The sequence below is a fragment of the Massilia sp. IC2-477 genome, from assembly GCF_020707265.1.
Classification (GTDB): domain Bacteria; phylum Pseudomonadota; class Gammaproteobacteria; order Burkholderiales; family Burkholderiaceae_D; genus Telluria.
In genome coordinates, this window is sequence record NZ_JAJFEQ010000009.1 from 168,122 (window position 1) to 181,151 (window position 13,030).

Genomic DNA, 13,030 nt, shown 5'->3' on the forward strand with positions numbered 1-13,030 from the left:
CTCATGCTGCCTGCAGGGCGTCGACCACCACGCGGCCGTCCACCAGGTGCAGGGTGCGCGAAGCCTGGGCCGCGTGCGCCGGCGAGTGGGTCACCATGACCACCGTCGTGCCCTCGGCATTGATGTTGCGCAGCAGGCGCATTACCTCGTCGCCGTGGGCGGTATCCAGGTTGCCGGTCGGTTCGTCGGCCAGCAGCATCGCCGGCTCGGCCACCAGGGCGCGTGCGATCGCCACGCGCTGCTGCTGGCCGCCCGACAGCTGCGAAGGACGGTGGCGCGCCCGGTGCGCCACCCCCAGGCGCTCGAGCATCGCGTCCACCCGGCGGCGGCGCTCCGCGGCCGGGGCGCCGGTATATTCCAGCGCCAGCTCGACGTTCTCGTACACGCTCAGTTCCTCGATCAGGTTGAAGCTCTGGAAGATGAAGCCCACGCGTCCGCGCCGCAGCGCGTTCAGGCGCGCCTCGCTCCAGCCGGCCACGTTCTGGCCTTCGAAGAAGTATTCGCCTTCGTTCGGCACGTCGAGCAGTCCGAGCACGGAGAGCAGGGTGGACTTGCCGCAGCCCGAAGGCCCGGTAATGGCGACGTATTCGCCGGCCGCGATGTCGAGGTCGACGCGGTCGAGGGCGCGGGTCTGGACTTCGCCCGCCTGGTGGATCTTGGAGACACCCCTGAGTTTCAGCATGCTGCTTCCTTTCTTGTTTATTTCAGTTTAGTTCAGCTGGAGCTGCTCGGCCTTGCCGAACGGTCCGTAGCTGGAAATGATGACCTGCTCGCCGGGGGCCAGACCCGACAGGACCTCGACCTGGCTGTTGTTGCGGCGGCCGAGGCGCACCGCGCGCTTTTCCGCGCGGCCGCTGGCCTTGTCGACCACGAAGACCCAGGCGCCGCCGGTATCGTTGACAAACGCGCCGACCGGCAGCAGCAGGGCCCTGGCCGCCTGGCCCAGGGTCAGCTGCGCGTCCAGGCTCTGGCCCGGGCTGATCACGGCCGGCTGGTCGCCGGTGAACACCATCTCGGCGGTGAAGCGGCCTTCGCGGATCTGCGGGAACACGGCGCTGACCTTGAGCGGATAAGCCTTGCCGTCCTGTGTCACGCTCCCGAGCAGGCCGCGCGTGACCCGGCTCAGGTAGAACTCGTCGATTTCGACCTTCAGCTTGAAACGCTTCGGGTCGTCGATGCGTCCGATGTTCTGGTTGGGCTGCACGGTCTGGCCCACCTGCAGACGAAAGTCGGTCAGCATGCCGTCGCTGGGCGCGCGCACCGCGAGCGCGTCGACGGTGGCGCTGACCAGCCGCAGGCCGGACTGCAGGCCGTCGATCGCGGTTTCCATCTGCTGCAGGCCGCGCTGGCGCACCCCTTCCTCGGTGTCGATGCTGCGCCGCTCGTCCTCCAGCGCGCGGCGCTGCTGCGCCAGCTTGTCCGCGGATTCTTCCAGCGCGACGGCAGAGATGAAGCCCTGCTGGGCCAGGCGGACATTGCGGGCATGCTGCTTTTCGGCCTGCTGCACGTCGAACTGCAGGGTCGAGTAGCGCCGCCGGTGCTCGCTGCGGCCGGCTTCCTGGGCCACGCGCAGGTTGGCCAGGTTGGAGATCTGCTGCGCGTGCTCGGCCTGGCGTTCCAGCAGGGCCAGGTTGCGCTGCGGGTTGGACAGGCGGAACAGCAGCTGGCCCTTGCTCACGGTCTGGCCGTCCTCGACCAGCACTTCCTCGACGCGGCCGGATTCGACCGAGTCGAGCATGATGGAGTTGAGCGGCTGCGCGCTGGCGCGCACCACGATGTCGTCGCGGAAGATGCCGTCGGCAGCGGCGGCCACGCGCACGTCGGCGCTTGCCACCTGCAGGCCATGCGGCATGAACTGCCAGGCACCGGCGCCGAAGGCCAGCAGGAGTGCGGCGGTCGCGCCGGCGCGCAGGTAGAGGCGGCTGCGGCGTTGCGGCACCACCGCGTCCATGGCGGCGCCGGTCACGGCTTGTGGAGGGAGTCTGTCCATGAGGCTTGTTTTGCTTCGCTAGGGTGGATACGGGTTTGCACGCTGTCGTCGCAACTTCCGTGCCACCACCTTTTCGCCCCTTGCAGACGGCTTGTCCGGCGAAACTGTCCGGATCCGGACAGGTATGCATGTTCGTATGCGGACAGGTGTCCGCCGGACCGTCCGCAGGGCGTATCCGCCGCCATGTGGCGCTGCTAGAATGCCCTTGTTCTCATCCTGGCAAGCCGCGCATGTCCCCATCGACCGCATCCATCCTGATCCTCGACGACGACGAGGACGTCGCCTGCGCCGCGCAGATGCTGCTGCGCCGGCGCCATGGGCGGGTTGCGACGCTGTTCGACCCGCGCGCCCTGGACGGGCTCCTGCAAACCGAAACGCCGGACCTGGTCCTGCTGGACCTGAACTTCACCCCGGGGCGCATCGACGGCGCCGAGGGGCTCGCGGTGCTCGACCGGCTGCGCGCCCAGCCACGGGCCCCGAGCGTGATCGCACTCACCGCCTACGCTGACATCCCGCTCGCCGTCGAAGCGCTCAAGCGCGGCGCGAGCGACTTCATCACCAAGCCCTGGGACAATGCGCGCCTGGTGGCCGCGGTCGAGGGCGCACTGGCGCGCAGGGCAGCCGCTCCCGCCGGTACGGTGGCGTCGACGCTGATGGGCGAGTCGACCCCGATGCGCGAGCTGCGCGCGATGATCGCCGCGGTGGCGCCGACCGAGGCCAATGTGATGGTGCTGGGCGAGAACGGCGTCGGCAAGGAACTGGTGGCGCGCGCGATCCACGCGGCCTCCAGGCGCGCCGGCGGCACCTTCCTGGCGGTGGACATGGGCGCGCTGCCGGAAAGTACCTTCGAGAGCGAACTGTTTGGCCACCGGCGCGGCTCCTTCACCGACGCGCGCAGCGACCGTCCGGGACGCTTCCAGGCCGCGCGCGGCGGCAGCCTGTTCCTCGACGAGATCGGCAACATGCCGCTCGGCGCCCAGGCCAAGCTGCTCACCGCGCTGGAACGGCGCGAAGTGACCCCGCTCGGCGCCGACCGCGCGGAAGCGATCGACGTGCGCGTCGTCAGCGCCACCAACCTCGATGAAGCCCGCCTGTTCGATCCGTCCGTATTCCGGCCCGACCTGCTGTTTCGCCTGAATACGATCGTGCTGCGCGTGCCGCCGCTGCGCGAGCGGCAGGACGACATCCCGCAGCTGTTGCACCACTACCTGTCGCTGTACGAACAGCAGTACGGGCGCCCGGTGCGCGAGCTGGCGCCCATCGCGCTCGAGCAGCTGTGCGCCTGGCCCTGGCCGGGCATCGTGCGGGCGCTGCGCCACGCCTGCGAGCGGGCGGCCATCCTGGCCGGGCAGCCGGAATACCGTTTCGATGACTTCGGCCTGGGCGCCCCGGCGCCGGCTGCGGCGCCGGCGCAGCCTGCCGCGGCCGCCGAAGAGTTCAGCCTCGGGGCGCTCGAGCGCGAGACCATCGCCGCCGCCCTCGACAAGGCCAAGGGCAATATCAGCCTGGCGGCGCGCATGCTGGGCCTGTCGCGGGCCGCGCTGTACCGCAAGCTGGGCAAGCATGGCATCTGAGGCGCGGCTCAAGGCGGCCGTCCTGCTGTGCATGGCGGGCGTGGCAAGCCTCGCATTCGGGGCCGGCATGGTGAGCGGCTCGCCGCGCCTGGTGGTCCTGTGCGGCCTGGCGGCGTTGCCGCTGCTGTGGACCGCGTGGGGCCTGCTCACCCGGCTGGCGATGCTGCGCCATCCGAAACCGCCGGAGGCAAAGGTGGTCCTCAGCATCGAACAGCAGCATCTGGTCGACAGCGCGCTGGCGCTGGAGACCAGCCTGGAACACGCGCCGATCGCGCTGTTCCGCATCGAGGGCGCAGGCGGAGAGGGCGTGGTCAAGCCCCTGAACGGCAACGCGCGCAAGCTGGTGGCGCCGGGCCGGGCCAGCGACCCGCAGGCGCTGTACCGCCAGCTCGCCGCGCAGCCGGGGGAGCAGCGCAGCATCATTCAGTTCGATACCGAGCGCGGCGTCGAGCGCGCGCTGCTGGCGCTGTCGACGCTGTCCTTGCAGGACAGTGCGCAGCGCCTCGCGGCCCTGATGCCGGTCGAGAGCGAGCTGGAGGCCGAAGCCCTGAACGCCTGGCGCCAGCTGGTGCACGTGCTGACCCATGAAATCATGAATTCGCTCACGCCGGTGGCCTCGCTGTCGCGCACCGCGCGCGACATGCTGGAAGAATGCCGGCCCGCGCTGCCGCCCGACATCGGACACGACCTGGTCACCGCGCTGGACGCCATCAGCCGCCGCGCCGACAGCCTGGCCGATTTCGTAGCGAGCTACCGCAGCCTGTCGAACGTCCCGGCCGCGCGTCCGGAACGGATCCGGGTGAGCGCCCTGTTCGAGCGCGTGCGGGCGCTGGTGGCGCCGCTCTGGCGCGCACGCGGCGGCGAGGTCCGGTTCTCGGTCGAGCCGGCCACGCTGGAACTGGTGGCCGACCCGGGCCAGCTGGAACAGGCCTTGATCAACCTGCTCAAGAATGCCTTCGAGGCCAGCGCCGCCGTGGAAGGGGCGCGTGCCCAGGTCAGCGCGCGCCTGGTGCGCGGCGGGCGGCTGCGCATCGAGGTGGCGGACGAAGGCCCGGGCGTGCCGCCGGAACTGGTGGCGCATATCTTCACGCCTTTCTTCACGACGAAGAAGCAGGGCGGCGGCATCGGCCTGGCCATGGTGCGCCACCTGGTGCACGAGAACGGCGGCACGGTGCGCTACGCGCGCCCGGTCGGCAGCGGCGCGCGCTTCGTGATCAGTTTCTAGCTGCGCGTCTTCTCGCCGGCGAAAAAGCCCGATGGCGTGCTGCCGAATGTCTTCCTGAACATGGCGGTAAAGGCGGACTGGCTGGCGTAGCCGAGCTGCTGCGCCACCTGCCACAGCGGCAGGCCGCGCGCGATCAGCGAGGCCCCATGCGCCAGGCGCACCTGCTGGCGCCACTGGCCGAAGCCCATGCCCAGCTCGCGCTCGAACAGGCGCGCCAGCGTGCGCTCGGAGGCGCCGGCCTCTTTGGCCCAGTCGGCCAGCTTGCGGGTGTCGCCGGGCGCGTCGATCAGCGCTTCGCACAGGCTGCGCAGGCGCTTGTCCATCGGCAGCGGCACCCGGATCGGGCGCGAGCGCGCGCGCGCCAGCTCGTCCAGGATCAGTTCTCCCAGCAGGGTGGCGCGGACGGCTTCGCGCGGCTGCTCGCCGAGTTCGAGGGCCGCGATCAGCTCGCGCAACAGGCTGCTCACTTCCACCACGCGGCAGTGCTCGCCCCCGAAGGGATTGCGCGAGGCATGGATGCGCAAGGGACTGAGGCAGGCCGCTTCCAGCATCGTGACTTCGTGCACCACGTGCGGCGCGATCCAGATCGCGCGCTGGGGCGGCACGATCCAGCTGCTGTTTTCCGCGCTGACCCGCATCATGCCGTTGTGGGTATAGGTCAGCTGGCCCCATTCGTGGCTGTGGGCGCCGACCGAGACGTCGGCCGGCAGTTCGCGCGACCACAGGCTGACCGGGCGTTCGCCGGTCGGGCCCGGGCCCTGGGTCGGCGGCAGGATGGCGCGGATGGCTTGCATGGCAGGTTCTCGACAAATCTTGACGCCCTATCTTAAATCTGACGGCGCGACTTTGCTTACACTGGCCTTTTCGACAAGGACGGCGGGATGGACACAGAGAACAACAGCTTCAAGCGCGACGCGCGCGTGATTTGCCTGGTCGGCCTGGCGCACGGCACCTCGCACTTCTACCACCTGATCCTGGCGGCCCTGATCCCCTGGCTGAAGCCCGCCTTCGGCCTCAGCTACACGGAACTCGGCCTCCTGATGACGGTGTTTTTCGTGGTCTCGGGCGTGGGCCAGGCCCTGGCCGGCTTCGTGGTTGACCGCTTCGGCGCGCGCGCCGTGCTGTTTTCAGGCATTGCGATGCTGGGCGTGTCGGCGCTGGTGCTGTCCGGCGCCGCCAGCTATGCAGGACTGGCGCTGGGCGCGCTGCTGGCCGGCTGCGGCAACGCCGTGTTCCACCCGGCCGACTACACCCTGCTCAACCAGCGTGTCTCGCGCGAGCGGCTGGCCCACGGCTTCTCGGTGCACGGCATCAGCGGCAACATCGGCTGGGCGGCCGCGCCGATTTTCCTCACCACGATCGCAGCAGCCCAGGGCTGGCGCGCCGCGCTGCTGTGGGCGGCCGCGCTGCCGGTGGCGGTGCTGGCCCTCCTGGTGCTGAACCGCGGCGTGCTGTATCCGGATGCGCGCCTGCACCAGGCTGCCGGCGCGCAGGGCGGGACGCTCGGTTTCCTGAAGCTGCGCGCGGTGTGGCTGTGCTTCGGTTTCTTCCTGCTCACCGCGGTGGCACTGGGCGCGATCCAGAGCTTCGCCACGATCAGCCTGGAAGCGCTCTATGGAATCTCGCATGCGCTGGCGACCAGTTCCTACACCGCCTATATGCTGGCCTCGGCGCTGGGCATGGTGGCGGGCGGCTTCCTGGGCGCCCGCTCGAAGCAGCACGACCGGACCGTGGCGCTGGCCTTTGCGCTGGCGGCGCTGCTGGCGCTGGTGCTGGCCGCGGGCGCCGGCCCCTCCTGGATGGCATTGCCGCTGATGGGCCTGATCGGCCTGTGCTCGGGCGTGGCCGGTCCCTCGCGCGACCTGATGATCCGCGCCGCGGCGCCGCAGGGCGCGACCGGGCGCGTGTATGGCGTGGTGTATTCGGGCCTGGACAGCGGGCTGGCGATCGGACCCTTGCTGTTCGGCCTGGTGATGGACGCCGGACGTCCCGGCTGGGTGTTCGCCGGCGTGGCGCTGTTCCAGGCGCTGGCGATCGCCACCGCGGTGGGCGTGGGCGGCAGCACCCGCGCACGCCAGGACGGGATCAAGGGCCAGGCTGCCTAGGAGTGGCTGCGAGCGCAGGCAGGGAAGCGCTGGTATGCCCGAGCTCGACCACGTGGGTGTAGGCCCCGCCGCGCTGGGGTGCACGCGCGATGACCGGGACCGCCAGCGCGGGGCCGGCTTCGTCTTCGCCATGCACCCGGCAGTCGGGCATGCAGCTGAAGGAGGCGCCGCGGCTCAAGAGATTGCCGATCGTGGCCGGGCCGAGGTCGCGCAGCAGCACGCCCATCGGCGTGTCGATGCGCATCGGCATGCCTGCCATCTCGGATGGCGAGGGCGGCGCCAGGCGGTTGTGCATGTTGCCAGTCAGGGCGATCACGACCAGTTCCGGCGCCGCCGTCGAAGCGTGGCGTACGCGTGCGGCCATGTGCTCGTCGCGGGTGCCGGGTGCGCCCCGCGGCTTGTCGATCGCGATCAGTCCGACCGGCAGGCCGTGTTCGCGCCAGCGCCGCGCCTGTTCGATCAGGGCCAGCACCGCCATGCTCGAGCGCCCGTCGCGCACTCTTTCCCAGAAGCGCGAGCCGGAGGTGAGAACGGCGCGCGCGCTGTCGCCGCCGCTTGAGGCCATGTAGGCATCCAGCCGCGCTTGCTGGTCCAGCGGGATCTCGAGCGCCAGCGTCACCGGCCGGCCGCCGTCCAGCGCCGCGCAGGCAAGGCGCGCGGCCAGCGCCGGATACTCGCGGGTGCCGTGGATCTCGCCGACCAGGATGATGCGCGCACTGCGCGCCAGCCCCTCGGGGTCGTTCAGCGGTCCGCAGCCGTCGGGCACGGCTGCGGTTGCCGCCAGCGGCGCCAGGGCTGTCACCAGTAGACTGCACAAGTTCAAGAATGCGCGCATGCTTTCTCCCTCGTGTGTGATATGGACGAGGAAGTTTAGCGCGCTGAACCGCCGGAAATCTATCTGATTGTCATGTCCGCCGCAGGCTGCTGGGCATCCGGTGGCGGCGCCGCAACAAGCTCCTGTGCGTCGCGCATCACCGTCAGGATGGTGCGCACGCAGGCCAGGGTAGGCACCCCAGTCTGGGCGTCGGCGCCCTTGGCATAGGCGCGCGCGATGCGGGTGGCGGCCGGGGCGCCGCCCGGCACCTGTTCGCGGTACAGGCGGATCAGGGTAACGACCGTCTCGTGCAGCGTGTGCTGCCCGGCCCGGGTGATGTTGCGTCCGTTGCCGGGCTCGCGTATCGAGTCGGCAACGATCTGTTCCAGTTGCCGCTCGGCCCTGCCGATGAGCATGGCGACCTGGCCGGGTGTGAACGTGATGCGCATTGCGTCTACCTCGTCTTCCGTGATGTTGTCATGCCGCCTCCGTGGCGCAGGCTGCGTTGCCGGACCCCGCGCGCGGCATGATGCGCGAAGGCCTTACCCGTGGCGGCGGCGGGGGCGGGGCGAAGGGCCTGATCTGGGTCAGGGTGCCGCTGAAGGGCGCCACCGTGTCGTCGATCTCCCGCCCCTCGGCGCTGAAGTCGGCATCGCCCGCCAGATACTGGGCGATCGCGATTCTGACAATCGTTCGGTTGGTGAGTTCGGCCGACAGTCCGACTTTCCGGCTGTGGTGGAGGAAGGTGGCGGTGCCGCCTTCCGGTCCCGTGATCTCGACCTTCTTCGGCAGCGAGAAGCCGTAGCGTCCGCTGGCCCAAAGCTTGACCAGGCACGCGCCGCTGGATGGAGTTGAAAAACTGAAGTTCATGAACAAATCCTAATAGCGGCTGAGCGTATGCACGATTCGAAATTGTTCCAAACCGTAACGGGCGAAACATTCATTTCCTGTTATCACCGAAACAAGTCACGAAGCTTCCCGGTGGGCTATACTGTCCGCCGACCTCAACCAGACTCCGCGCTGCCATGCTAGCTGCCGATTGCGACAAACCGATGTCCACCCCGGCAGCATTCCTCGCCGGCGGCGGCGAGATGGGCGCTCTCATGCGCGCCCACGACTGGGCCAGCACGCCGCTGGGCGCGCCCGCACTGTGGCCGGCCACGCTCCAGACCACGCTGCGGCTGCTTCTCGGCTCGCACCACCCGATGTTCATCTGGTGGGGACCGGAACTGGTCCAGTTCTACAACGATGCCTACCGGGCCACGCTGGACGAGCGGCGCCATCCGTCCGCCCTGGGCCAGCGCGGGAAGGAATGCTGGGAGGAAGCCTGGCCGATCATCGGACCGCAGATCGAGCAGGTGATGCGCGGTGGTGGCGCCACCTGGAACGAGCACCAGCTGGTGCCCTTGCTGCGCAAGGGTGTCCTGGCCGACGCCTGGTGGACCTATGGCTTCAGCCCGATCGAAGACGAACTGGGCGTGCGCGGCGTACTGGTCATCTGCAACGACGTCACCGAAGAGCACCGCAACCGCATCGCCCTGCAGGAACTGAACCGCTCGCTCGAAGAAGAGGTGGCGCAGCGCCGCCGCGCCCAGACCGAGCTGGCGGCGGCCAAGATGCGCAGCGACGTGGCGCTGGCCGTCTCCGAGCACCAGATCGAGCGCCAGCTCGACGACTGGCAGCAGCTGCATGCGATGACTGAGCGCCTGCTGGACGTGCGCACGCTGGCCGAGCAGTTCGACATCGTGCTGCGCACCGTCACCAGCCTGCACGGCTGCCGCCAGGGCGCCATCGCGCTGTTCGACGAGGGCGCAGGCGGCCTGCGTGTCCAGGCCAGCCAGGGCGTCAGCGCGGCGGGCCTGGCGGCGCTTGCCTGCGTGCCTTCCGGCGCCGGCGCCTGCGGCACCGCCTTCCGCGACGGGCGGCGCGTGGTGGTGGCCGATACTGCCACCGATCCGCTGTATGCCGCCTACCGCGGTTTCGCGCGCGACGAAGGAATCAAGGCCTTGTACAGCACGCCCTTCTTCGGCAACGACGGCCGGGCGCTGGGCGTCATCAGCGTCTATTTCGGCGAGCGCCGCGTGCCAGACGAGCGCGAGACCCAGCTCACCGACATCTGCACGCGCCAGATCGGGCCGCTGGTCGAGCGCGAGCGCGCCCAGGCCCGGCTGAACCTGGAACAGGAGCGCAGCCACCACATCCTGCAGACCCTGCAGGATGGCTTCGTGCTGATGGACCGCGATTTCCGCGTGCTCCAGATCAACGCCGTCGGCCTCGCCATGGAAGGGCGGCCCGCGGGCGAGATCGTCGGACGCACCCACTGGGACGCCTGGCCCGGCTCGGAGCAGCAGCAGGCCGGCCTGCTGTACCAGCGCGTGATGCGCGAGCGCGTCGCCGCCAGCATGCCGCTGGCGTACGAGCGCAATGGGCAGACGCGCTGGTTCAGCGTGCACGCCTACCCGTATGACGACGGAGTCGCGGTGCTGTACCGCGACATCACCCAGCAGCGCGAGACCGAACGCGAGCTGGAGGAGCTCGGGCGCCAGTCCGAGCAGCGCCGCCGCCTGTACGAGACCTTCCTGTCCAATACGCCCGACCTGGCCTATGTGTTCGACCTGGAGCACCGCTTCACCTATGCCAACGAAGTGCTTCTGAAGATGTGGGGCCGCAGCTGGGAGGAGTCGATCGGCAAGAACTGCCTGGAGCTCGGCTACGAACCCTGGCACGCCGAGATGCACGGGCGCGAGATCGACCAGGTCAGGGCCACCCGCGCGCCGATCAAGGGCGTGGTGCCCTTCAACGGCAGCTTCGGGCGCCGCATGTACGAGTACATTTTCGTACCCGTCATCGGCCCCGACGGCGAAGTCGAGGCGGTGGCCGGCACCACCCGCGACATCACCGAACGCCTGCAATCGGAACAGTCGATCCGCGAGAACGAGGAGCGCTTCCGTTCGCTGATCGTCGCCACCACCCAGGTGGTCTGGCACTGCGGTCCGGACGGCGCCATGGAAGCGGACTCCCCGACCTGGCGCGCCTATACCGGCCAGAGCTACGAGGAGTGGAAGGACTTCGGCTGGGTCGACGCCATCCATCCGGACGACCGCGCCGCTTCGCTCGCGCACTGGCGCCAGTGCGTCGCCGAACGCCGTCCCTACGAGTCGGAACAGCGCCTGCGCACCGGCAACGGACGCTACCGCTGGACGGTGGCGCGCGCGGTGCCGATCGTCGGCCAGGACGGCGCCATCCGCGAATGGGTCGGCACTACCAGCGACATCCACGACCGCCGCCAGACCGAACTCGAGCGCCAGCGCTTCGTCACCCTGGCCGAGCGCAGCGAGGATTTCATCGGCATGGCCGGCCTCGACCTGAAGCCCTTCTTCCTGAACCCGGCCGCGGTGCGCATCGTCGGCGCAGGCTCGCTGGAAGAAGCGCTGGCCACGCCGGTGCCCGAATTCTTCTTCCCGGAAGACCGCGACTTCATCGCCAACACCTTCCTGCCGCGCGTCGCGTCCGACGGCCACAGCGAGACCGAACTGCGCATGCGCCACTTCCGCAGCGGCGAAGCGATCTGGATGATCTACACGGTCTACGTGATCCGCGACCAGCATGGCCAGCCGGAAGGCTATGCCACGGTGAGCCGCAACATCACCGAGCGCAAGCTGGCCGAGGAAAGGCTGCGCCAGGCCACCGTGGAACTGGGCGACGCCAACGACCGCAAGACCCGCTTCCTGGCCACCTTGGCGCACGAGCTGCGCAACCCGCTGGCGCCGCTGCGCACCGGCCTGGACCTGATGCAGCTGCCGGGCAGCAGCCCGCAGGCCCTGGCGCGCGCGCGCACGATGATGGACCGCCAGCTGCGCCAGATGGTGCACCTGATCGACGACCTGATGGACATCGCCCGCATCGACAGCGGCAAGATCGAGCTCAAGCGGGAGCAGGTGACCCTGCACCAGGTCGTCACCATTGCCGTCGAAGGCATGATGCCGATCATGGAAGCGGCAGGGCACCGCCTGGAAGTGGCGGTGCCGGACGAGACGGTGTGGCTCGACGCCGACCCGACCCGGCTGGCCCAGGTCCTGACCAACCTGCTCACCAACGCCTGCAAGTACACGCCGCCGGGCGGCGTGGTGAGCTTGTCAGGCCGCGTAGAAGGCGCCGAGGTCGTGGTCGCGGTGCGCGATACCGGCATGGGCATCCCGCCGGACGCGCTGGAGAGCGTGTTCGACATGTTCAGCCAGGTGTCGCAGAACATCGGCCGTGCCCAGGGAGGACTGGGCATCGGCCTGGCGCTGGTGCGCAGCCTGGTGCAGATGCATGGCGGTTCGATCCTCGCCGACAGCGCCGGGGTCGGGCAGGGCAGCACCTTCACCCTGCGCCTGCCGCTGGCGGCGCAGCCGCACGCCGCTCCGGCGGCGCCGGCGGCCGAGGCGCCGCAGCTGGGTGCGGCCGGCCTGCGCATCCTGGTCGCGGACGACAACGTCGACGCCGCGACCATGCTGGCCGCCGTGCTGGGCGCGCGCGGGCATGGGGTGACGCTGGCGCATGACGGGCGCGCCGCGCTGGCGCTGGCGCAACAGCAGAATTTCGAGCTCCTGATCCTCGACGTCGGCATGCCGGGCCTGTCCGGCTACGAACTGGCGCGCGAGGTGCGCAAGCTGGCCCACCTGGACCGGGCGCTGCTGGCCGCCCATACCGGCTGGGGCGCGGAGCACGACCGCGCCGAGGCGCGCGCGGCCGGCTTCGACGCCCACCTGACCAAGCCGGCGGGCCTGGACGAGATCGACGCATTGCTGGCCCGGTTGCCCGCGAGGCCGGCACGGGACCGAGCTTGAGCTGACCGGCGCGTGTCGAATCCGCGAGCGCTCGTTCGTCGTGGGGATGCAGCAGCCATCATCCCTTTCACACGACACGAGGACCGCATGAACAAGCAGATCATCTTCAACCTGCCCGTCAGGGACCTGAACAAGTCCCGCGACTTCTTTTCCGCGCTCGGCTTCCGCCTCGATCCGCAATACAGCAGCGAGAATGCGGCCTTCATGGTCGCCGTGGAGGACTGCGTCCAGGTCATGTTGATGACCGAGGATTTCTTCCGGTCGTTCACCAACAAGCCGGTCGTGCAGGCACTGGCGGCGAACGAGGTCATCATCTGCCTGAGCTGCGAAAGCCGCGAAGAGCTGAACAGCCTGATCGCAAAAGCGGCCGCCGCCGGCGCGCGCATCCCCCATCCGCTCGAGGACCACGGCTTCATGGTCGACCAGGGCTTCGAAGACTTGGACGGCCACCTGTGGAACCTGGTCTGGGTGGCGCCCCAGGCGTGAAGGC

General features: G+C 69.5%; 11 protein-coding genes. 5 read left to right on the forward strand and 6 right to left on the reverse strand.

The window, feature by feature from the left end; translation table 11 throughout:
* Position 1: 1 nt before the first annotated feature.
* Together LK542_RS18605 and LK542_RS18610 are read right to left on the reverse strand one after the other, a co-directional pair.
* Entirely contained in the window at positions 2-682 is a 681-nt protein-coding gene (locus LK542_RS18605) for an ABC transporter ATP-binding protein (protein ID WP_227813081.1), read from the reverse strand.
* Between the two features lie 27 nt (positions 683-709).
* Complete coding sequence (locus LK542_RS18610) at positions 710-1,990, reverse strand: efflux RND transporter periplasmic adaptor subunit (protein ID WP_227813082.1); 1,281 nt, start codon at positions 1,988-1,990, stop codon at positions 710-712.
* Positions 1,991-2,220: 230 nt separating this feature from the next.
* Here LK542_RS18610 and LK542_RS18615 point away from each other — a divergent pair, with 230 nt between their 5' ends.
* Both LK542_RS18615 and LK542_RS18620 read left to right on the forward strand, forming a co-directional pair.
* A complete protein-coding gene (locus LK542_RS18615) occupies positions 2,221-3,564 on the forward strand; it encodes a sigma-54 dependent transcriptional regulator (protein ID WP_227813083.1) in 1,344 nt (447 codons plus the stop codon).
* Complete coding sequence (locus LK542_RS18620; RefSeq protein WP_227813084.1) at positions 3,554-4,789, forward strand: PAS domain-containing sensor histidine kinase; 1,236 nt, start codon at positions 3,554-3,556, stop codon at positions 4,787-4,789. Before LK542_RS18615 ends, LK542_RS18620 begins: the two co-directional genes overlap by 11 nt.
* Here the strand turns inward: LK542_RS18620 and LK542_RS18625 are convergent.
* Positions 4,786-5,583, reverse strand: a complete 798-nt coding sequence (locus LK542_RS18625; protein WP_227813085.1) for a helix-turn-helix transcriptional regulator — start codon at positions 5,581-5,583, stop codon at positions 4,786-4,788. The two genes, LK542_RS18620 and LK542_RS18625, sit on opposite strands and share 4 nt — an antisense overlap.
* 87 nt (positions 5,584-5,670) lie before the next feature.
* Between LK542_RS18625 and LK542_RS18630 the strand changes: the two genes are divergently transcribed.
* Positions 5,671-6,894, forward strand: a complete 1,224-nt coding sequence (locus LK542_RS18630; RefSeq protein ID WP_227813086.1) for an MFS transporter — start codon at positions 5,671-5,673, stop codon at positions 6,892-6,894.
* Here the strand turns inward: LK542_RS18630 and LK542_RS18635 are convergent.
* The 3 genes from LK542_RS18635 to LK542_RS18645 are packed head-to-tail and all read right to left on the reverse strand — an operon-like array spanning position 6,875 to position 8,578.
* On the reverse strand, positions 6,875-7,729 hold the full coding sequence (locus tag LK542_RS18635; protein ID WP_227813087.1) for a hypothetical protein: 855 nt from the start codon (positions 7,727-7,729) through the stop codon (positions 6,875-6,877). The two genes, LK542_RS18630 and LK542_RS18635, sit on opposite strands and share 20 nt — an antisense overlap.
* A 59-nt stretch (positions 7,730-7,788) precedes the next feature.
* On the reverse strand, positions 7,789-8,157 hold the full coding sequence (locus LK542_RS18640) for a hypothetical protein (protein WP_227802275.1): 369 nt from the start codon (positions 8,155-8,157) through the stop codon (positions 7,789-7,791).
* Positions 8,158-8,185: 28 nt separating this feature from the next.
* Positions 8,186-8,578: a hypothetical protein gene (locus tag LK542_RS18645; protein ID WP_227813088.1), complete on the reverse strand. Its 393-nt coding sequence runs from the start codon at positions 8,576-8,578 to the stop codon at positions 8,186-8,188.
* Between the two features lie 182 nt (positions 8,579-8,760).
* On the opposite strand from LK542_RS18645, the gene LK542_RS18650 reads away from it, so the two are divergent.
* A complete protein-coding gene (locus tag LK542_RS18650) occupies positions 8,761-12,540 on the forward strand; it encodes a PAS domain S-box protein (RefSeq protein WP_227813089.1) in 3,780 nt (1,259 codons plus the stop codon).
* Between the two features lie 87 nt (positions 12,541-12,627).
* Entirely contained in the window at positions 12,628-13,026 is a 399-nt protein-coding gene (locus tag LK542_RS18655; RefSeq protein WP_227813090.1) for a VOC family protein, read from the forward strand.
* Positions 13,027-13,030: the final 4 nt, after the last annotated feature.

What these genes read in the sequence shown, in the direction of transcription:
- LK542_RS18625 (WP_227813085.1), bottom strand. Translation starts at nt 5,583, where the DNA reads ATGCAAGCCATCCGCGCCATCCTGCCGCCGACCCAGGGCCCGGGCCCG.
- LK542_RS18655 (WP_227813090.1), top strand. Translation starts at nt 12,628, where the DNA reads ATGAACAAGCAGATCATCTTCAACCTGCCCGTCAGGGACCTGAACAAG.
- LK542_RS18620 (WP_227813084.1), top strand. Translation starts at nt 3,554, where the DNA reads ATGGCATCTGAGGCGCGGCTCAAGGCGGCCGTCCTGCTGTGCATGGCG.
- LK542_RS18640 (WP_227802275.1), bottom strand. Translation starts at nt 8,157, where the DNA reads ATGCGCATCACGTTCACACCCGGCCAGGTCGCCATGCTCATCGGCAGG.
- LK542_RS18630 (WP_227813086.1), top strand. Translation starts at nt 5,671, where the DNA reads ATGGACACAGAGAACAACAGCTTCAAGCGCGACGCGCGCGTGATTTGC.
- LK542_RS18645 (WP_227813088.1), bottom strand. Translation starts at nt 8,578, where the DNA reads ATGAACTTCAGTTTTTCAACTCCATCCAGCGGCGCGTGCCTGGTCAAG.
- LK542_RS18615 (WP_227813083.1), top strand. Translation starts at nt 2,221, where the DNA reads ATGTCCCCATCGACCGCATCCATCCTGATCCTCGACGACGACGAGGAC.
- LK542_RS18605 (WP_227813081.1), bottom strand. Translation starts at nt 682, where the DNA reads ATGCTGAAACTCAGGGGTGTCTCCAAGATCCACCAGGCGGGCGAAGTC.
- LK542_RS18635 (WP_227813087.1), bottom strand. Translation starts at nt 7,729, where the DNA reads ATGCGCGCATTCTTGAACTTGTGCAGTCTACTGGTGACAGCCCTGGCG.
- LK542_RS18650 (WP_227813089.1), top strand. Translation starts at nt 8,761, where the DNA reads ATGTCCACCCCGGCAGCATTCCTCGCCGGCGGCGGCGAGATGGGCGCT.
- LK542_RS18610 (WP_227813082.1), bottom strand. Translation starts at nt 1,990, where the DNA reads ATGGACAGACTCCCTCCACAAGCCGTGACCGGCGCCGCCATGGACGCG.